Below are 20,504 nucleotides of genomic sequence, written 5' to 3'. Positions count from 1 at the left end.
TAGTTTAATAGTATAGGATGTAGGATCGTTGATATGTACATTAGTCGCAATTTAGAACAATGGAACGCCTTTCTTGATATGCTAAAAACCGCATTCGAACAGGGCAAAGCACAAGATGTCTTAACCTTATTGCTCACCGCTGACGAACGGGATGCCGTAGGGTTACGCTTACAAATCATCGCGCAATTATTGGATAAAAACCTACCCCAGCGGGAAATTCAACAAAATCTCAATACCAGCGCAGCAACCATTACACGGGGTTCCAATATGCTAAAAACCATGGATCCCGAATTTATCGACTGGATAAGAAACCAACTGAATGCGTCACAAGAAGCTGACTAAGGTTATTTTGAACCGGTTAACGCCGTTTAACGTCAGATTGCGCCAATTTCACTTTTCCTACAAAAGTGCGGTGCGTTTTTTCATTCGTTTTTTTCTCGCCATCGTTGCCATCACATTTCTTTTTCGATTTATTCCCATCCCCTGCTCGGCGTATATGTTGCAACAAAAAATCGCCCATTTATTTGCCGGTGATATGAAATATACGACACGCTACCAATGGGTCAGTATTGACGATATTGCTTGGCCAATGCAATTAGCCGTGATTGCCGCCGAAGATCAAAATTTTCCGACACATTACGGGTTTGATTTCAATGCCATTGAAAAAGCCTTCAAGTATAATCAAAAAAGCCAACGCACGCGTGGCGCCTCAACGATTTCCCAACAAACGGCTAAAAATCTCTATTTATGGCATGGGCAAAGTTGGCTTCGGAAGGGAATTGAGGTGCCTACCACCCTGCTGTTAGAAACCCTCTGGTCTAAAAAACGCATTCTGGAAGTGTATTTAAACATTGCGGAATTTGGCGAAGGCATTTATGGCGTAGAAGCCGCCAGCCAATTTTATTTCAAAAAGTCAGCGAAAAATTTATCGCCAAATGAAGCCGCACTTTTAGCCGCCGTTTTGCCTAATCCGATCGTTTATCACGTTAATGCACCGGGCGCTTACACCAAACGCAGACAGTTGTGGATTCAACATCAAATGAATCAACTCGGCAAAGCCTATTTACAAAAATTAATGTAATGGCATGCGGCTTGCCAAAATAAATGAAATCACTTTAAAAATAAAAAATAATGCGAATAACATTAATCAATCCCGACTTTTCTTGAAAATATCATTCATTTCCTGTAACTTTCTTAACTTTCATATTTATTGCTTTGCCTTTCAGGCGTTATCTCAGGGAGTATTATTGTTTATGCAACGTATCCAAAAATTTTTCCAATCTGAAGCTAGCGGTGGCGTATTGCTGCTGATTTTTGCCTTGATGGCCATTGTGCTCGCCAACACGGCACTGAGCGAAAACTATTTTCACTTTTTAGACACCCCCGTCAGCGTACAATTTGGCGCATTTAGTATTGCCAAGCCTCTACTCATGTGGGTAAACGATGGTTTTATGGCCGTTTTCTTCGTATTAGTGGGCATGGAAGTCAAACGTGAAATGTTAGAAGGATCCCTTTCCAGCTATCAACAAGCTATTTTCCCTGCCATTGCGGCCATTGGTGGGATGATTGTTCCTGCTTTAATCTATTCCTTTATTGCACAAGACAGCCCGGAAATTCAATCAGGTTGGGCAATTCCGATGGCAACCGACATCGCTTTTGCTGTCGGCATTGTGGCACTTTTAGGCAAGCGCGTCCCTTTACCGCTCAAAGTCTTTTTATTGGCGCTTGCCATTATTGATGACCTTGGTGCCATTGTTGTTATTGCAATCTTCTACTCTCACGAACTCAGTACACAGGCTCTCATTTTAGCCGCTATCGCCATTGCCATGCTTGTTGTGATGAATCGCCTGAAAGTCAGTGCATTATGTGCTTACATGGTGGTCGGCTTAATTTTATGGGCTTCCGTACTCAAATCGGGCGTTCATGCCACCTTAGCAGGCGTAATCATCGGTTTTTGTATCCCAATGCAGGGACGTCAAGGTGAAAAACCCTTGCATCAATTCGAACACATTTTAGCGCCATGGTGTAGCTATTTAATTCTGCCGTTATTTGCGTTTTCTAACGCCGGTGTCTCCTTGGAAAACGTGGGATTCTCCAGCTTAAGCTCACCACTCACCTTGGGCATTATGCTCGGTTTAATCATCGGCAAACCGCTTGGCGTTTTCCTGTTCAGTTACTTATCGGTGAAATTACGCCTTGCAAAATTACCTGAAGGCATCCATTTCACGCAGATTTTTGCGATTGCCGTGCTCTGCGGTATCGGCTTTACCATGTCGATGTTCCTTGCCGGCCTTGCCTTCGGAGGAACCGGGCATGATAACTTTGACACCCTCTCTCGTCTCGGTATTTTATTAGGTTCCTGTGTGTCTGCCTTGTTAGGTTATGCGTTGTTAAGAAAAACAACGTCAGCGCACTAAAAGAAAATAAAAATAAGCAAACATTTTAAGTAACGATGAAAGAATCGTAGCGTGCAACTTGTTGCATGAAATCGTGAATGTCCGAAAAGGGTAAATAATGTTCCGTGCGTGGTTTGGTCGTGCATCAAGATGCACGCTACGCACGAAATCGTGAATGACGCATCAAGGTTAATCATTCATGCAACAAGTTGCACGCTACGCACGAAATCGTAAATTACGCATCAAGGTTAATCATTCGTGCAACAAGTTGCACGCTACGCACGAAATCGTGAATTACACATCGAGATTAATTATTCGTGCAACAAGATGCACGCGACGCATGAAATCGTGAATTACGCATTAAGGTTAATCATTCGTGCAACAAGTTGCACACTACGAAGGTACAGTTTTTTTTAGCTCTCCACTTTTATTTGGCGATTTTCAGATGTTGATATAAATAATGACGATAATCGTTCACCAAACTTTGTACTTCCGCATCTTCTAATTTTCCTTCGCTTAAGATCCGCATGGCAATATTCGCGCGCATAAAGTCATCTTCAACAGGCAATCCGGCAATCTCAAGCAATAATCCGCCAACAAAAGCCAAATCCAAAAACGTTTGCTGTTGCGTAAAACTTGACGGCATATTACTTCGAACCACCACTTGCGTCACATAATCCGGATTTGCATATTGTCCCAACTTTGGTGGTAAACAATTATCAAACGCCACTTGATGATCCCCAAAATACGCGAACACATAAGGCGTATTGCGTTGTTTTAAATAGTGGTGAAAGGTTTCTGTCGCTTGATTTAGCGCCACAATACGCTGCGTATAATCATTCAAACAGGCAATCGTTTTCTGGCTTAAGCCATCTTTAACCAAATTAAAATGATTCGGCGTATCCGTATGATATGGCCCGTGTTCCTTCATGGTTAAGACATAAACAAACATCGGTTGTTGAACATGCTGTAATAACGGATGTTGTTTTTGCAAAATCATCTCGACATATTTCAACATCTCATCGCTGCCAATGTGCCACAGGTTTTTCCCCAACGGCGCAGGATAGCCTAAATCCTGTGGCTGTAACATTAAATCAAAACCAAAATGATCATAGGCGGATTTTGCATTGTAATTCCCTTTTGTGAAAGGCGATAAGGCAACACAAAAATAGCCTTGCTCACGCAAATTTTTCACCAATCCGGAGGTTAAATGCGGAACAACAGAATAGAACACACCGTTTGCCAATGCGCCAAAATCGGTGGATGGCACCCCGGCCAAGAAAGCAAACTCCGATTTCCATGTCGCCCCGCCTAAGGTATGCACACGCAACGGGCTCATAAAAACGGTCTCTTCTTGTTTTTCAAACATAGAAAGTGGTGGAATCGTCTGCTGATCAAAATCAAATTGATGTGGATCCAGTGTGGACTCTTGTAAACACACCACAATATCCGGCTTTGTTTCCCCTTGAAAATTCGCCTTCTGGGCAAAAAGTGCGGTCATTTTTTCATGAAATTTTTGACCATCACCGGAAAAGTTCGGCACACTAAAAAAGACACCTCGGCATGACATTGGCAAATTTAAAAATACATCCCTGCCATCATCCGGCAAAGAGTCCAGCCAAACTTTCGTCGCGTGAGGGTGGCGAGAATAATGCCACATCAGTCCTAAAGCTACAGCACTCACGCCCCCTGCCAAAATCCGCCAAGACACCGGTAAGGCATCGGCATCCGCCCAACCAAAAATGGCATAAACCAACAAACCGATCAAACCGAAAATCGCCAAAATTGCGCCTTTATAATGCAAGAGCGTTTCCCAGTTACGCCAATCGGCGACCAGTAAAAAATCTGAAATCAATAAAGGCTGTTTGTAATAATGAATTTTTAATCGATGGAATAACATCAAGACGACAAACAGTATTGATGCAAAATTCACGCCTCTTTGCCACTGTCCGGAAAAGAAGGTCATCCCCCCGAAGAAAAAGAGAAATAACGCAATAGCAAAAAAATACGTCCAGCGATAGTGAGAATTAAAAATGAAAATAACGGCAGCCAAAAAAAACAAGGCTAAAAGAAGATAGGACATGGTGTAACTACCTAAAATATCAAACGTTAAATGCCATTAACGATGTTTGAAAAGTAATTGAAAATTAACGATTACCTGTAAAAAAGCCCTACCATAGGCAGGGCTTGCAAAACTCAGATTATTTTGTACCTGGGATTTTGAAACGGCTGTTAAAACGTTCAACACGACCACCGGTATCAACAACACGTTGTTTACCTGTGTAGAATGGGTGGCATTTACCGCACACATCAAGGTTGATGTCTTTGCCTAAAGTAGAACGTGTTTTGATCACGTTACCGCAAGAACAGGTTGCCGTAACTTCTTTATATTCAGGATGAATACCTTGTTTCATAGAAAACCTCAAAGTTGAAGCCATGCCGCTATCAAGCCAATCGCAAAAGCAATCCCTGACACCGCATGAGATTAATATTACGCCATTATAAATGGCACGCTTGTGTGTAAGGATGCGAATTTTACAGAAAAAGAAAATGACATTCAACCCATCCGCCCCTAAATAGACAACAATCCCCCAAAATGCTATATTCCGAGCCCATTTTATTTCACTTAATTTCCATTCATGCCATTTGCCCGAATCGCACTTCCGGTGCCGTTACATCGCTATTTTGACTATGTCCTCCCTGCGTCAATGAAGATTGTCGTTGGGGCGCGGGTGCTTGTGCCCTTTGGGACGCAGAAGCGGGTTGGCGTTGTCGTTGACGTGGTGGAACAGACCGACGTGCCTGAAGAACAGTTGAAGCCTGTGCTAGCCTGTCTTGATGATACTTCACTGTTTTCACCGGAAAGTTGGCAGTTCTTAAATTGGGCGACAAATTATTATCATGCCCCATTGGGAGAAGTGTTGTCGCAAGCCTTGCCGGTGAAGCTGCGCCAAGGGGAAAGTGCGGTGGAAAAACAAAAAGTTTTTTGGACACCGACCGCACTTGGCGAGCAAGCGTTGGCGCAAAGTTTGCTAAAACGTTCGAAAAAACAGCTTGAAGCATTGCAGGCGGCAAAGGATGGGCTGGAAAAAGGCAACAATCCCTTTGGCAGTGGCATTTGGTCGGCGTTGAAAGCCAAAGAATACATTACCGAAATCGCTCAAGAACCGGAAATTCAAACCTGGCAACAGCAATTAGTTGATAAACCTATCGTCAATAAAGCTGATCGATTAACGCTCAACAAGCAACAAGCATTGGTATTCAGTCAATTGAAATTTACTCAAGGATTTACGGCATGGTTGTTGGACGGCGTGACGGGTTCAGGCAAAACAGAAATCTATCTGCAATTTATTGAAGAGATTTTAAATCAAGGCAAACAAGTGTTGGTCTTGGTACCGGAAATTGGGCTGACACCACAAACGGTAAGTCGTTTCCAAGCCCGTTTTAACGTGGTGATTGATGTGTTGCATTCTAATTTAAATGACACGCAACGATTACACGTGTGGCAACGTGCACGCAGCGGGCAAAGTGCGGTCATTATTGGCACGCGATCAGCATTGTTTACGCAATTTGCCGATTTAGGCGCGATTATTATCGATGAAGAACATGACGCGTCTTTTAAGCAGCAAGACGGTTGGCGTTATCATGCCCGCGATTTGGCGGTGATGTATGCAAAACAACTGAATATTCCCGTTTTAATGGGGTCGGCAACTCCTTGTTTAGAAAGTTTGAATAACGTGCAGCAGGGAAAATATCAGCGGTTATGCCTATCAGAAAAAGCCAATCAGTCCACCGCACTTCAACAGCGGGTTATTGATTTAAAACATCAGTCAATGCGCAACGGTTTATCAGAAATCCTGTTAAAACGCATGCAGGCGCATTTAGAAAAAGGCAATCAGGTGTTGTTATTTCTGAATCGACGCGGTTTTGCACCGGTGTTGTTGTGCCATGAATGCGGCTGGATGGCGGAATGTCGCCATTGTGATAAACCTTATACCTATCACCAACAACACAATGTCTTGCGTTGTCATCATTGCAGTGCACAAAAACCGATTCCGCGCCAATGCGGTAATTGCGGTTCTACTCAATTAATCACCACGGGATTAGGCACGGAACAGCTAGAAGATGCCTTAAAAACGGTTTTCCCCAATTACGGCATTGCCCGTATTGACCGAGATACGACGGCGCGCAAAGGCAAATTGGAAGGTTATTTAGCGGATATTCAACAGGGCAAAAGCCAAATTCTTATCGGCACCCAAATGTTGGCGAAAGGGCACCACTTTCCTAATGTTACTTTGGTGGCGTTAGTCAATGTGGATAGTGCGTTGTTTTCATTGGATTTCCGTGCGGAAGAGCGGCTAGCCCAACTTTATATGCAGGTGGCAGGCCGTGCTGGGCGCGGTGCGCAACAAGGCGAAGTGCTTTTACAAACCCATTATCCGGAACACCCTTTGTTACAAAGCCTGTTGCAACAAGGCTACAACCAATTTGCCCACAATGCCCTCGCCTTGCGTAAAGCCATGGGATTGCCACCTTTTAGTTCACAAGCGTTGTTCAAAGCGCAAAGTCGCCATAGTGAAGACGCAGAGCATTTGTTGGCGCAGTTTGCGGCATATTTGCAGCAGGTGAAACGAAATATTGCACCGGAATTACAAATCCTCGGACCGATGCCGGCGCCATTCAGCAAAAAAGCAGGGCAATATCGTTGGCAGTTATTGTTGCAACATCCTTCGCGTGCCACCTTGCATCAGGTCTTGACGGCGTTTGAACGAGATCAGGCCGATCAAGCAACAAAAGTGCGGTGGATTTTAGATGTGGATCCATTGGATTTAAGCTAGTTTCGGCTTTGTGGTAGTCAATAAGGCAATTTTTCAGTAGAATTATGCGAATTTTTATTTCATCCCTTTAATGATTATCTTTTTAAATTGAACAGGTTTTATTGTGGCTCAACGTGATTACGCTGCGCGCAGCAGCATGAAGAAAAAGAAGAAACAAAATAAAAATAACAAATCCTTGCTATTAATGATTGCCGCCATGGTGGTTGTTGCTTTTGGACTTGGGCTTTATTTATTAAAAGAAAAAGCGCCGGAGCCTGTGGCTGAGTCTGCCACTACAGTGGAAAAAACACAGCCGAAAAGTGTCTTGCCGAATCGTCCAGAAGAAGTGTGGAGCTATATTCAAGCGCTAGAAACCCGCACCGTGCCAATTGATAATAATCCGAAATCGTTGGATAAAAATATGCGTTTAACGGAAGAACAACGTAAGATTTTAGCAGCGATGGAAGAAGAACAAAAACAAGCGGAACTGGCGCGCAGCAAAGCAGCTGAGGCTCAAGCTGCAACCGCACCACAAACAGCGCAAGCACCGGTTCAAGCCCCGGCACAAACGACACAACCTCCGGTGCAACCGCAAGCCAAACAGCAAGTGGTAGAAGCGAAAGAGGCGAAAAAAGTAACGCCGCCAAAAGAAGAGAAAAAAGCGGAACCAGTCGTGAAAACCGAGCCACCGAAAAAAACTGAGCCGGTGCCACAACCGCAATCGCCGTCACAACCTCAGCCACAACAACAAACGGCAAAACCGGCATCACCACAAACAGCTAGCACGGGTGAGCGCCGCTACGGGTTACAATGTGGCGCATTTAAAAATAAAGCGCAGGCTGATGCATTACAGGTTAAATTAAACGCACTCGGATTAAATGCAAGAGTCAATGAAAGTGCGGATTGGAATCGTGTTGTTGTCGGCCCTGCTGGTGATCGAAATGCGGCCGTTAAAATGCAGGAAAAAGCACAAAGCGTGATTAGCTGCGTGGTGATTGGAATGTAATCAACGATAAAAATGCAATAAAAAAGTGCGGTTATTTTTTAACCGCACTTTTTTCATAACACGGATGAGAAATTAAATTATCCGTTCATCAACACAACCGATGCCATTCTTCCCGTAACATGATCTCGGCGATAAGAAAAGAATTTGTCTGCTTCAAGATAAGTACAGTGTTCGCCGCCGCTGATTTGGGTAATACCAAGGGCGTTGAGGCGTTGCGTAGCAATTTGGTAAAGGTTGCCGAGGAATTTGTCTCTCGCTTTCGGATCAGCGATGAAGGCAGATCTAGCTTGGGGATCTTGGGCAACAAATTGATCGATAACTTCTTGACCTACTTGGAAAGCCGTTGGGCCAATAGCCGGTCCGAACCACGCTAAGATGTCTTCATGCGGACAGTGAAATTTGGCGACAGTTTGTTCTAATACACCATCGCATAATCCACGCCAACCGGCATGGGCAGCGGCCACTTCCGAGCCCTGTTTATTGGTAAATAACACGGGCAAACAATCGGCAGTCATCACCAAACACACTTGATTCGGTTGGTTGGTATAAACCGCATCGGCATTAATATCGTCTCCGTCATAAGGCAGGGTTAATACGCGCGTGCTATGAGTTTGGTTTAAGAACAACGGCATTTGTGGCAAATGGAATTTTTCTACCAATAAAGTGCGGTTGATTTTCACGGCGTTTTTATCGTCCCCTACATGATCACCCAAATTAAAACTTTCATAAGGCGCAAGGCTCACACCGCCATGGCGAAGCGTGGTGAACGCCTTCACGTTTTGAGGGGCTTTCCAGTTCGGTTTAATGGATTGCATATTAATAATCCAATTCGTCTTTGTGGAGAACATAATCCGCTTTTAAAGCAGTCACTAATTCCACAAAATCGTCCGGCAACGGTGCGTACCATTCCATCATTTCGCCGCTAATCGGGTGTTGTAAACGTAACATCACAGCATGTAGTGCCTGACGCTTAAAATTGCGTAGTACCTCCATGAGTTCTTCGCTGGCATTTTTTGGGGGACGCGGACGACCACCATAGGTTTGATCGCCTAATAACGGGTGGGCGATATGTGCCATGTGCACACGGATTTGGTGGGTGCGGCCAGTTTCTAAACGCAAACGCAAGCGCGTGTAATCGCGGAAACGTTCCATTATGCGATAGTGGGTAACGGCGGGTTTCCCCATCGGATGCACGGACATGTGGGTGCGTTTGGTAGGATGACGTGCCATGGGCTCATCCACGGTGCCGCCTTTGGTCATGATGCCACAGGCAACAGCTTCATATTCGCGGGTGATTTTGCGTTTTTGCAAATCACGCACCAACTGGGTTTGCGCAGGAATGGTTTTGGCAACGACCATCAAGCCTGTGGTGTCTTTATCTAAACGGTGTACAATGCCTGCACGTGGCACTTCGGCAATTTGTGGGTAATGGTAAAGTAGCGCATTGAGAACGGTGCCTTTCGGATTGCCTGCACCGGGGTGAACCACCAGATCTTTGGGTTTGTTGATAACGAGAATGTCCTCGTCTTCATAAACGATATTTAACGGAATAGCTTCCGGCTCAAAACGGGTTTCATCTTCAATTTCTACGGTAATTTCAATGTGTTCATCGCCGTAAACTTTGGTACGCGGCACATTTTGCACGACACCATTGACCAGCACCAAATCCTCTTCAATCCATGTTTTTAAGCGGGAACGGGAATAGTCGGGGAACAATTCCGCCAAGGTTTGGTCTAAGCGCTGTCCCATTTGTTGCGGTTGCACGGTGGCCGAGAGAGTAATTTGTGCCATAAATAAAAAATCCGTTAATCAAGTTTGCTTATTTAGCAATGTTCTATACAATATCGGGCAATTGTAACTCATTTCTCATTTTTCGTAAAAATAAGGATTCTATTTAATGCGTAAACTTAAATCCCTTGCACTTTTGGCTTTTGTTGCATTGGCGGTTACGGCGTGTTCCGGTTCTAAGCAAGATGTCGAGCAAGCACCGGAGCAAGAATTATACAGTACCGGGCAAACCTATTTGCAAAAAGGGGATTATAGTCAGGCAATCCGTTATTTAACGGCAGTGGACAATCGTTTTCCGGGTGGATCTTATAGTGAACAGGTGCAACTGAATTTGATTTATGCCTACTATAAATCACAGGATTACACCGAAATGTTAGTCACCGTTGATCGCTTTATTCAACGTTTTCCGCATAGCGATCATTTAGATTACGCCTTATATATGGCAGGATTAGCCAATTCCGCTTTGGGAGATAACTTCTTCCAAGATTTCTTTGGCGTCGATCGCGCAACGCGTGAGAATACCTCGATTAAAACGGCGTTTTCTAACTTCCAAAATTTAGTGCAACATTTCCCGAATAGCCCTTATGCACCAGATGCCTTAGCGCGTATGGCCTATATTAAAGCGAGCCTTGCACGCCACGAGTTAGCGATCGCGAAGTTTTATTTTAAACGCGATGCCTATGTGGCAACGGCCAACCGTGTCGTGTCTATGTTAAAGTTGTATCCGGACACTCAAGCCACGTTAGAGGCGCTGCCATTAATGAAAGAATCTTATGAAAGAATGAATTTAAAACAATTAGCGGATCAAACAGCGAAAATTATTGCTGCCAACGAAGGCAAAAAATTTGCCGAACCGGAAAAGCCAAAAGCGCCGGAATTGAAAGCGCCACAAAAATAAACAAAAACCTCCGAATTACCGGAGGTTTTGTTTTTTACCCGACCAAAATACGTTCCAACGGCATATCCCAGCTTTCAACAGGCAAGGTATCCACTTGCTGACATTGGTGTGCTAAACCAATCGGAATAAAATGTTTCTGTTGCCAATGTTGCAACGTGCGATCGTAAAATCCCCCCCCCATGCCAAGGCGATTGCCCTGCTTATCAAACGCGACCAAGGGCGTAAAAATCACGTCTAACTGCTCAAGCGGAATCACATTTTGCACGTTTAAGTGCGGTTCAAAAATTCCAAATTTATTGGCTTTCATAGGCGTATCAGGCAAATAACGCAAAAATAGCAGATGTCCTTGACAAAAGGGATGGAGCACCGGCAAATACACGTTTTTGCCCTGTTGCCATAACTGTTCAATAAGCGGTTGTGTCGCAATTTCGCCATCTACGGCAAGATATAAGGCAATGTGCTGTGCTTGATGTTGTTCAATGAACGAAAGCGCTTGTTGAGTAATACGTTGAGCGGCTTGTTGTTGCTGAAGTGCGGTCAAATTCCGGCGCGCTTTTCGAATATGTTGGCGTAGTTGCTGACGAAATTGTTGATGTTGTTGCTGAATGGTTAAAAGGCGTGTTTGCATAAATGTCGTATCAGAAAGGAACCCGAGGTGCCGTTGTAGGTGATCAGTCCTTGAACCCTACGGTTCAAGGGAATTAGTTGAAATCATTTTTAGGCTTCTTAGTCAAGCTAAGCCTGCACACCAATGACAGGAAACCAATTCATAAGATTAAAAGTATCGGCTCAGGGACATAACCCACTGGCGAACACCTCAGGAAATTCTTTGATATAATACTACTCGAAATTGCATTTTATGACTAGCAATAATTCATATCCTTACACTATTTTACATTGTGACCAGAGCAAAAAATTAGTTCATATTGAATTTTTGCGTAGAAAGATTATCCAGTGAATGATCGAGCGGTCGTAAGATTTTATTTTTCAAGACATCTTCAATTAAGTGCGTTTTCTGCTGCTCTTGCATCAGCTCGAAACTTAAATTTAATGCAACGATGGAAAGGACTTTTTCCACTTGCAAAATGCCGGTGCGTTCTTTCATTTCTGACACGCGTTGATCTAATTCACGGGCGGCATGGCGCAATGCGTCATGTTGTTCTTCCGGACAATTTAAGCGTAACAACTGCCCCAATACGGATAATTCAATACTTTTAGATGACATTTTTTGCCCCAAATTCGCTAATTAAAACTGTGCGCATTATGCCACAGGCGAAAAAACTTGCCAATTTCTAAACTGGTTACCTAAGGTGAAGAATGATAGACTAAGCGCAATTTCAACAAGGATAATTTCAATGACCACAATTTCTTATCAACACCTAAATCAACAGCTCCAACACGCCTCTATTCCCCTTTCTGCCGCCGAATTACACGGTTTTTTGAGTGGCTTAATTTGCGGCGGCGTTCAAGATCAGAGCTGGCAGCCATTACTTTATCAATTTACCAATGATAATCACGCCTACCCTACCGCACTTTTAACGCAAATTACCAACATTTATCAACAAATTCGTCACCAATTAGCCGATAATGAAGCCTTTAACTTTGCGCTTTGTTTGCCCGATACGGAAAATATTTTTGAATATGCCGACGGTTTGGCAGAATGGTCGAACCACTTTTTGCTCGGTTTAGGTTTGGCTCAACCGCATTTAGACAAAGAAAAAGGCGACATTGGCGAAGCGGTGGACGATTTACACGATATTTGCCAGTTAGGTTACGAAGAAGACGATGATCCGGAGGAACTGGCACAAGCGGTGGAAGAGATCGTGGAATATGTGCGCACTATTGCCACCTTGTTTTTTACCCATTTCACCAAACAAGAAGACAAACAACCGACGTTACATTAATAAGGATACAATATGGATCTCGCATACATGGCGGCGTTACCGATGGAAGAATTTGCTCAACGTCGTGCCAAGATTTTTGAACAAATGCAGGAAGATTCCCTGTTTTTAGTCTTTTCCGATATTGAACGCCGCCGCAATGACGGCTGTAATTATCCTTTCCGTCAGGACAGCTATTTCTGGTATTTAACCGGTTTTAATGAGCCTAATTCGGCATTGTTATTGCGTAAACAGCAAGGTGAACAGCAGGCGATCATGTTTGTACGCCCGTCCGATAAATTACTGGAAATTTGGAACGGACGCCGTCTTGGCGTGGACAATGCGCCACAAACCTTGTTGATGGATACGGCTTATGCCATCGATGAGTTTGTACCGCAATTTAAAAATTTAGCGCAAAAACAGACCGCACTTTATTATGCACCGAAGCAACAGCCTTGGGGCGATGCCTTGCTGGAACAAAGTGCGGTGGAATTTTTAAGTGTTTTTAATTGGAAGCCGATGCTTGGTGAGATGCGCCTGTTCAAATCGGAAAATGAAATTGCGCTCATGCAACAAGCGGGGCAAATCAGCGCGCTTGCCCACATTAAAGCCATGCAACAAACCCGCCCGAACCGTTTAGAATATGAAGTGGAAAGTGAGATTTTGCATGAATTTAACCGTTTCGGCGCGCGCTATCCTTCCTATAACAGCATTGTTGCCGGTGGTGAAAACGCCTGTATTTTGCATTATTCGGAAAATGATATGCCGTTGCGGGACGGCGATTTAGTGCTGATTGATGCAGGCTGCGAATTTGCCCTATATGCCGGCGATATTACACGTACTTTCCCGGTGAATGGTCAATTTACCGAAGCGCAAAAAGCGATCTATGAGATTGTCCTACAAGCGCAAAAACGCGCCATTGAATTGTTGGTGCCGGGCAGTTCCATTGCGAAAGCGAACGAAGAAGTCATTCGTATTAAAACCGAAGGTTTAGTGCGTTTAGGCATTCTGAAAGGCGATGTAGATGCATTAATCGAACAAAAAGCCTATCGTGAATTTTATATGCACGGTCTAGGGCATTGGCTTGGTTTGGATGTTCATGATGTGGGCGAATATGGTGAAAATCGCGGCCGCACTTTAGAACCCGGTATGGTGCTGACCGTAGAACCGGGGTTGTATTTATCTAAAGACGCGGATATTCCGGAGCAATACAAAGGCATTGGCATTCGGATTGAAGATAATTTGTTGATTACCGAATACGGCAACAAAAATCTGACGTCCGCGGCACCGAAAGAAATTGCTGATATTGAAAAAGTAATGGCAGAAGCCAACGCCTGTTTTAAACAAAATTAAGGAAAAATAATGAAAAAAATTGAAGCAATTATTAAACCCTTTAAATTAGATGATGTGCGAGAAGCCTTGTCCGATCTTGGTATTACCGGAATGACGGTAACCGAAGTGCGTGGCTTTGGCCGTCAAAAAGGGCATACGGAACTTTATCGTGGCGCAGAATATATGGTGGACTTCCTGCCAAAAGTCAAAATGGAAATTGTGGTGCCCGATGACTTATTGGAGCCTTGTTTAGATGCCATTATAGAGACGGCACAAACAGGCAAAATCGGAGACGGCAAAATCTTTGTTTATGAAGTCGAGCGGGTTGTCCGCATTCGTACAGGCGAAGAAAATGAGGATGCAATTTAAACATGGCGCAGCATTCTTCTCTCGTCAAAGCGCTGGTTGCCAGTGCATCAATTGTCATTGTTTTAGCCGGTATTAAAGCCGCCTCAGAAATTGTGGTGCCGTTTTTATTGGCATTGTTTATTGCGATTATCTGCTCGCCTTTGCTAGCATTTTTGACCAAAAGAAAAGTGCCTTATTGGCTGGCGATTACCACGTTATTATTGTTGATTTTCGTGATCTTTTTCTTTCTTTTCGGGCTTATTAACAGCACGATCCAAGAATTTAGCCAATCTATTCCGCAATATCGACAATTATTAGCAGAACGCGTTAATGATGTTTTAACACTCGCACAAAAATGGAAAATCCCGTTAGATATTTCGGAAAATAGCATTATGGAGAATTTCGATCCGAGTGCCATCATGAAATTTGTCCAACGTGTCTTTTTAAGCTTTTCCGGTGTTGTGACCAATATTTTTGTCTTATTACTTGTAGTGATTTTCATGTTGTTGGAAGCCCCTCAGGCGAAGCATAAATTTGCTGTCGCATTTAGCGATAATCCCAATGATATCGGGCAGCAAGAGCATTATTTAGATCGCATTTTAAACGGCATCATGAGCTATCTCGCCGTCAAAACCATGATGAGCGTGCTGACCGCCATTTGTGTTTGGGCGTTATTAGAAGTCGCCGGCGTGCAGTATGCGATCTTATGGGCAACGCTCAGTTTTCTGCTCAACTATATTCCCAATATCGGCTCTATCATCGCGGCAATCCCGATCATTGTACAAGCCTTGCTGTTGAATGGGTTCATTATCGGCTTGGGCGTATTGGTCGCGATTGTCATCATCAACGTCGTTATCGGCAGTGTGCTGGAGCCGCGCTTAATGGGGAAAAAACTGGGGCTTTCCACCTTGGTGGTGTTTTTATCTTTGCTGTTTTGGGGATGGTTGTTAGGCACCGTAGGGATGTTGCTTTCCGTGCCGTTAACCATGGCGTTGAAAATCGCTTTAGAAGCCGGTTCCTCAACGGCGAAATATGCCCTCTTGCTTGGTGACGGTCATTCTCAACAAGCAAAACGCTAAAAATAAAGTCGCAGACGCGACTTTATTTTTTTATCTTGTAACAATTTCCTTAACCAAATTCTCCACAAATTCTAACCGCACTTTGTAGTCCGTTAAATCTTTGGTAAAGCGAAATTTATGTGGGCCGTCAAAACGATAAACCGCCGGATTGCGTTGTATTAACTGTAAAAAAATCATTGGGTCTAACTCGGCGTTCGGCGCAAATTCGATGAATCCGCCTTGCGCATTGGCATCTAAGCGGATGACATTGAGCGGTTTTAAATCCAGTCGTAATTGGGCAATTTGTAACAGATTCCGTGTGGCTTCTGGCAAGGTTCCGAAACGGTCGATAAGCTCCACTTTTAATTCATCCAACGCGTCGGTATTTTCCGCGCCGGCAATGCGTTTATAGAAAGACAAACGCATATTTACATCGCCCAAATAATCTTCCGGTAATAGCGACGGCATCCGTAAATCAATTTCTGTTTGTTGTTGCGTCAGTTCGTCCAATGACGGCTCACGGCCTTCTTTTAAGGCTTTTACCGCACGCTCCAACAATTCCATGTAAAGCGAAAAGCCGATACTTTCAATTTGTCCGCTTTGCTCGTTGCCTAGCAATTCCCCGGCACCGCGAATTTCCAAATCGTGGGTGGCTAAAATAAAGCCGGCACCAAGGTTATCTAGGCTTTCCAGGGCTTCCAAGCGTTTTTGCGCATCCTTCGTCATTAGTTTCGGTGGTGGTGTGAGCAAATAAGCATAGGCTTGATGGTGAGAACGCCCAACCCGTCCGCGCAACTGATGCAACTGTGCCAAACCGAAATTGTCAGCACGCTCGATAATAATGGTATTGGCCGTCGGCACATCAATCCCGGTTTCAATAATCGTAGAACACACCAGCACGTTATAACGTTGATGATAAAAATCCGACATCACGCGTTCCAGCTCACGTTCGCGCATTTGCCCGTGCCCCACAATCACGCGCGCTTCAGGCACAAGTGCGGTCAGTTTTTCTGCCGTATTTTCAATGCTCGCCACGTCGTTATGTAAATAATACACCTGCCCGCCACGCAAAATTTCACGCAAAATGGCTTCTCGAATCACCAATTCATCCGTTTGACGCACAAAGGTTTTAATCGTTAAACGGCGTGCCGGTGGCGTAGAAATAATGGAAAGATCGCGAATACCATTCATCGCCATGTTTAAGGTACGTGGAATCGGCGTTGCTGTCAGAGTAAGAATATCAATGTTCGCGCGCAGCTGTTTCATTTTTTCTTTTTGACGCACGCCAAAACGGTGTTCTTCGTCAATAATCAACAAACCCAGATCATGGAATTGTACGTCGCCTTGAATGATTTTATGGGTGCCAATCAGAATATCCACTTTGCCTTCGGCTAAATCTTGAATCACCTGTTTCTGCTCTTTCGCCGTTTTAAAGCGGGACAACATTTCCACGTTCACCGGCAAGTTAGCAAAGCGGTCTTTGAAATTATCGAAATGTTGTTGCGCCAACAACGTGGTCGGCACCAACACGGCAACCTGTTTGTGGTTCATCACCGCTAAAAAGGCAGCACGCATCGCCACTTCCGTTTTACCAAAACCCACATCGCCACACACAAGGCGATCCATGGCTTTCGGTTGAGTCATGTCGGAAATCACGGCATTAATTGCCATGAGTTGATCATGAGTTTCTTCAAACGGAAACGTGGCGGTGAATTGTTGGAATTCCTCTCGATCATATCGGAACGCAAAGCCTTTTTGCGCTTCACGTTGCGCATACACATCCAATAACTCCGCGGCCACATCACGAATTTTCTCCGCCGCTTTGCTGCGCGCTTTGCCCCAGGCTTCAGAGCCTAACTTGTGCAACGGCGCGGTTTCATCGGAACCGCCTACATAACGGCTGATTAAATGTAACGATGCCACCGGCACATACAATTTCGAGTCGTTGGCATAATTGAGCAATAAATATTCCGCTTTAATGCCGCCGTTTTCTAAACTCACTAAACCGCCGTAACGCCCCACGCCATGATCCAAATGCACGACCGGCTGACCGATTTGCAATTCGGCAAGGTTGCGAATCAAGGTATCAGGGTTCACCGTGCGGGATTTATCCCGCTGCCGTTGTTGCACGCGTTCGCCAAGCAATTCCGATTCACAAATAATGGCAAGGGGCACATCCTGTTCAATAATAAAACCATGCTCCAACGGACTAACCATTAAAGCCAATTTTTCTTCTGTCGCTTGCGCCAAAGTATGAATTTGTTTTGGTTTCAGTTTTAGCGGAGCAAGCAGGCTTAACAAGGTTTCACGGCGCCCTTCCGTTTCCACGATAAATAAAATATTGCCTCTAAAATGCTCAACAAATTGGCGTAACTGATGTAACGGTTCTTTTTGTTGCGATTGAATGGTCACTGGCGGTAAGGGCGTAATCGCCAAATTTTTCTGCCGCGCGGACGACCGCACTTTTTCCGTTTTAAATGCAATGGCAGGGTAATTTTTTAACTGACGATTGACCTCATCAATACGCTGCCAAAGTTTATCGGGCGACAATAACGGACGCATCGGATCGACACGGCGGCTCTCAAAACGTTGTTCCGCATCCGCATAAAAACGCTCACCCTGTGTTTGATTTTGCTCGCCGATAATAAACAGCGTATTCGCCGGGAAATAATCAAATAAGGTCGCCATTTCTTCAAAGAATAAAGGCTGCCAATATTCAATCCCTGCCGCCAACGTGCCTTTGCTGATTTGTTGATAAATATGTTCCGGATCCCGTCGAATTTCACCAAACGCCGCGCGGAATTGGCTACGGAAAAATTCAATACCTTGGTTATCTGTTGGAAATTCGTGCGCCGGCAATAAATTGATTTGATCGATTTCCTGCAACGTGCGTTGAGTGTCCACATCAAAAGTGCGAATGGAATCAATTTCATCATCAAAAAAATCTAAGCGAAAAGGCACCGCACTTCCCATCGGGAAAAGATCCAACAAGGCACCACGCACGGCATACTCCCCATGTTCCAACACTTGCTCCACCGCGCGATAACCTGATTTTTCCAATTGCAAACGAAGCGTTTCAATGACAAAACGGTCGCCTTTATTAATCAGTAACACCCGATGTTGTAAATAAGAGGGCGGGCAAACCCGTTGCATTAACGTGGCAATCGGCAAAATAAAAATGCCTTGCTTGCGTTGCTGTAAATGAAATAAAGCACTCAAGCGGGCAGAAATAATATCTTGATGAGGCGAAAAACTGTCGTAAGGCAAGGTTTCCCAATCGGGGAAAAAGGTGACATTAAGTGGGCTCAGTTGTGCTAATTCTTTTTCTAAACGCACCGCACTTCGGGTGTCATTCGTCACCACGACGGTTAGCCCGTTAAACTGCGCCGCAATTTCACTCACGGCAAGGCTATCCGCGCCGGGCAGAATATTAGCTAAAATTTTATGATCTTGTGCTTGGGTTGGAATTTCGATGTGAAAAAATGGAGTTTGCATAAAACGACAATATATTAAAAAAAAATTGTCGCTAGTTTAGCTCAAACAGGGGGGATTTCCAATAAAAGTCTGTATAAAAAAACAGTAATAATAAGATTGATGTTGGCGTAATTTGTTCATACCGCATTGAAAAGAGGTCATTCATCCCTCTTGTGTTTTTTACCATTATCGTTACATTACAAAAAACAGATGTATTAAAGGTGAATTATGTTACAACGATGCCCCGAATGTCGTAAAAAAATCAGTGAAAGAGCAACACATTGCCCGAATTGTGGCTTTTCTTTTCAAGCAGAAGATTTGGAACGCTATAAAGCCATGTTGGAAAAACGCCGTTTGCACAATCAAGAAGTAAACCGTAAAAGTGCGCGATTGCAGTTGATTTGGTTGCTCATTTTTGCGTTGGTGATTGGTGTGGCGGCTTATTGGGTGAATTAACATGGCAACCTGCTTTATGCTTAAAGTGCGGTGGGGTTGAAAAACATTTCCCAAACCCACCTAACTTTTATTCTTCCACAAACCCTAATGCGGTTTCTACCACGTCAATGCCGGCGCCGGCTTTGTAGGCATTTTCGCTTAAATAACGACGCCATTGGCGTGCGCCTTTGCAGTTTTGGAAAGCGCCAAGCATGTGGCGCACAATATGATTCAGATAGACGCCTTGGCTGAGTTGCTGTTCGATGTATGGAAACATGTTTTCCACCGCTTGGCGTGGGGTGATAATCGGGGCATTTGCGTCAAACAATGTGTGATCGATATGACCGAGCAATGCGGGATTTTGATAGGCTTCGCGCCCCACCATGACACCATCCACATACTTCAAGTGCTGTTGCATTTCTTCAGTGGTTTTAATGCCACCGTTGATGCTGATGAGCAAATGGGGAAAATCCTGTTTTAGTTGATACACACGTTCGTAATTTAGCGGCGGAATTTCACGATTTTGTTTCGGGCTTAAACCGGATAACCACGCTTTACGGGCATGCACAATAAATTCCTGACAGCCCGCGTGGTGCACTTTTTGGACAAAATCACAGAGAAAATCATAGCTGTCAAAATCATCAATGCCGATGCGGGTTTTTACGGTGACGGGAATGTGCACCGCACTTTGCATTTGTTGCACGCACTCTGCAACCAGTTCCGCGTTTGCCATTAAACACGCACCGAACATACCGTTTTGTACACGATCAGATGGACACCCCACATTCAGATTGATTTCTTGGTAGCCGCGTTGTTGCGCTAATTGAGCGCAATGTTGAAGTTGTTTCGGATCGCTACCGCCCAGTTGTAACGCCACCGGGTTTTCTGCCACATCAAAATCAAGATGATCATATTTGGCATGAATAATGGCTTGTGTGGTCACCATTTCCGTATAAAGCAAGGCGTGACGAGAAAATTGGCGGTGGAAATAACGGCAATGGCGCGTTGTCCAATCCAGCATCGGGGCAACGGCGAAGCGGCCACGGTAAAAGTGCGGTTGATGTTGGGACAT

General features: G+C 44.4%; 19 protein-coding genes and 1 other RNA gene. 11 read left to right on the top strand and 9 right to left on the bottom strand.

Annotated elements, in window-relative coordinates; genetic code table 11:
- Positions 1–33: 33 nt before the first annotated feature.
- The 3 genes from trpR (at position 34) to nhaA (ending at position 2,417) form a co-directional block, all read left to right on the top strand.
- The gene (gene trpR, locus J5X96_RS04370; protein WP_209364517.1) at positions 34–342 is read left to right on the top strand and encodes a trp operon repressor; all 309 of its coding nucleotides are present in this window, start codon (positions 34–36) and stop codon (positions 340–342) included.
- The gene (mtgA, locus tag J5X96_RS04365) at positions 320–1,081 is read left to right on the top strand and encodes a monofunctional biosynthetic peptidoglycan transglycosylase (protein WP_209364516.1); all 762 of its coding nucleotides are present in this window, start codon (positions 320–322) and stop codon (positions 1,079–1,081) included. Before trpR ends, mtgA begins: the two co-directional genes overlap by 23 nt.
- A 172-nt stretch (positions 1,082–1,253) precedes the next feature.
- A complete protein-coding gene (gene nhaA / locus J5X96_RS04360; RefSeq protein ID WP_209364515.1) occupies positions 1,254–2,417 on the top strand; it encodes a Na+/H+ antiporter NhaA in 1,164 nt (387 codons plus the stop codon).
- Positions 2,418–2,823: 406 nt separating this feature from the next.
- Here nhaA and J5X96_RS04355 read toward each other — a convergent pair whose 3' ends face one another.
- Together J5X96_RS04355 and rpmE are read right to left on the bottom strand one after the other, a co-directional pair.
- The gene (locus J5X96_RS04355; RefSeq protein ID WP_209364514.1) at positions 2,824–4,479 is read right to left on the bottom strand and encodes an LTA synthase family protein; all 1,656 of its coding nucleotides are present in this window, start codon (positions 4,477–4,479) and stop codon (positions 2,824–2,826) included.
- Between the two features lie 118 nt (positions 4,480–4,597).
- Positions 4,598–4,810 (bottom strand): 50S ribosomal protein L31, encoded by a 213-nt coding sequence (gene rpmE, locus J5X96_RS04350; protein WP_005542845.1) that lies wholly within the window; start codon positions 4,808–4,810, stop codon positions 4,598–4,600.
- A 225-nt stretch (positions 4,811–5,035) separates the two neighbouring features.
- Between rpmE and priA the strand changes: the two genes are divergently transcribed.
- Positions 5,036–7,234 (top strand): primosomal protein N', encoded by a 2,199-nt coding sequence (priA, locus tag J5X96_RS04345; RefSeq protein ID WP_209364513.1) that lies wholly within the window; start codon positions 5,036–5,038, stop codon positions 7,232–7,234.
- A 103-nt stretch (positions 7,235–7,337) separates the two neighbouring features.
- Positions 7,338–8,219 carry a cell division protein FtsN gene (gene ftsN, locus J5X96_RS04340; protein ID WP_209364512.1) on the top strand — a complete coding sequence of 294 codons (882 nt, stop codon included), beginning with the start codon at positions 7,338–7,340 and terminating at the stop codon, positions 8,217–8,219.
- Positions 8,220–8,296: 77 nt separating this feature from the next.
- On the opposite strand, the gene pgeF is transcribed toward ftsN, so the two are convergent.
- Both pgeF and rluD read right to left on the bottom strand, forming a co-directional pair.
- Positions 8,297–9,034, bottom strand: a complete 738-nt coding sequence (gene pgeF, locus J5X96_RS04335) for a peptidoglycan editing factor PgeF (protein ID WP_209364511.1) — start codon at positions 9,032–9,034, stop codon at positions 8,297–8,299.
- 1 nt (position 9,035) lies between these two features.
- The gene (rluD, locus tag J5X96_RS04330) at positions 9,036–10,010 is read right to left on the bottom strand and encodes a 23S rRNA pseudouridine(1911/1915/1917) synthase RluD (protein ID WP_209364510.1); all 975 of its coding nucleotides are present in this window, start codon (positions 10,008–10,010) and stop codon (positions 9,036–9,038) included.
- Positions 10,011–10,116: 106 nt separating this feature from the next.
- On the opposite strand from rluD, the gene J5X96_RS04325 reads away from it, so the two are divergent.
- On the top strand, positions 10,117–10,905 hold the full coding sequence (locus tag J5X96_RS04325) for an outer membrane protein assembly factor BamD (protein WP_209364509.1): 789 nt from the start codon (positions 10,117–10,119) through the stop codon (positions 10,903–10,905).
- A 34-nt stretch (positions 10,906–10,939) separates the two neighbouring features.
- Here J5X96_RS04325 and J5X96_RS04320 read toward each other — a convergent pair whose 3' ends face one another.
- The 3 genes from J5X96_RS04320 to J5X96_RS04310 all read right to left on the bottom strand — a co-directional run bounded on the left by J5X96_RS04320 (position 10,940) and on the right by J5X96_RS04310 (position 12,130).
- Complete coding sequence (locus J5X96_RS04320) at positions 10,940–11,533, bottom strand: 5-formyltetrahydrofolate cyclo-ligase (RefSeq protein WP_209364508.1); 594 nt, start codon at positions 11,531–11,533, stop codon at positions 10,940–10,942.
- Between the two features lie 15 nt (positions 11,534–11,548).
- Positions 11,549–11,732, bottom strand: a non-coding RNA gene (ssrS, locus tag J5X96_RS04315) — 6S RNA.
- Positions 11,733–11,821: 89 nt separating this feature from the next.
- The gene (locus J5X96_RS04310) at positions 11,822–12,130 is read right to left on the bottom strand and encodes a cell division protein ZapA (protein ID WP_021616569.1); all 309 of its coding nucleotides are present in this window, start codon (positions 12,128–12,130) and stop codon (positions 11,822–11,824) included.
- Between the two features lie 130 nt (positions 12,131–12,260).
- Here J5X96_RS04310 and J5X96_RS04305 point away from each other — a divergent pair, with 130 nt between their 5' ends.
- From J5X96_RS04305 to J5X96_RS04290, 4 genes are read left to right on the top strand one after another with little or no spacing between them, the layout of a single operon-like run.
- A complete protein-coding gene (locus J5X96_RS04305; RefSeq protein WP_209364507.1) occupies positions 12,261–12,809 on the top strand; it encodes a YecA family protein in 549 nt (182 codons plus the stop codon).
- Positions 12,810–12,821: 12 nt separating this feature from the next.
- A complete protein-coding gene (pepP, locus tag J5X96_RS04300) occupies positions 12,822–14,138 on the top strand; it encodes a Xaa-Pro aminopeptidase (protein WP_209364506.1) in 1,317 nt (438 codons plus the stop codon).
- Between the two features lie 9 nt (positions 14,139–14,147).
- Complete coding sequence (glnB, locus tag J5X96_RS04295) at positions 14,148–14,486, top strand: nitrogen regulatory protein P-II (protein WP_021616566.1); 339 nt, start codon at positions 14,148–14,150, stop codon at positions 14,484–14,486.
- Between the two features lie 2 nt (positions 14,487–14,488).
- Positions 14,489–15,544 (top strand): AI-2E family transporter, encoded by a 1,056-nt coding sequence (locus J5X96_RS04290; RefSeq protein ID WP_209364505.1) that lies wholly within the window; start codon positions 14,489–14,491, stop codon positions 15,542–15,544.
- A gap of 30 nt (positions 15,545–15,574) precedes the next feature.
- Here the strand turns inward: J5X96_RS04290 and mfd are convergent, their stop codons facing one another.
- Positions 15,575–19,018: a transcription-repair coupling factor gene (gene mfd / locus J5X96_RS04285; protein ID WP_209364504.1), complete on the bottom strand. Its 3,444-nt coding sequence runs from the start codon at positions 19,016–19,018 to the stop codon at positions 15,575–15,577.
- 204 nt (positions 19,019–19,222) lie between these two features.
- On the opposite strand from mfd, the gene J5X96_RS04280 reads away from it, so the two are divergent.
- Positions 19,223–19,453: a zinc ribbon domain-containing protein gene (locus J5X96_RS04280; protein WP_209364764.1), complete on the top strand. Its 231-nt coding sequence runs from the start codon at positions 19,223–19,225 to the stop codon at positions 19,451–19,453.
- A gap of 67 nt (positions 19,454–19,520) precedes the next feature.
- Here J5X96_RS04280 and dusA read toward each other — a convergent pair whose 3' ends face one another.
- Positions 19,521–20,504: a tRNA dihydrouridine(20/20a) synthase DusA gene (dusA, locus tag J5X96_RS04275; RefSeq protein ID WP_209364503.1), complete on the bottom strand. Its 984-nt coding sequence runs from the start codon at positions 20,502–20,504 to the stop codon at positions 19,521–19,523.

Origin of the sequence: Aggregatibacter sp. 2125159857, assembly GCF_017798005.1 — a bacterium.
In the GTDB taxonomy this organism is placed as follows: domain Bacteria; phylum Pseudomonadota; class Gammaproteobacteria; order Enterobacterales; family Pasteurellaceae; genus Aggregatibacter.
Note: the sequence above shows the minus strand (reverse complement) of the source record. Positions and strands in the feature narration are given on the sequence as shown.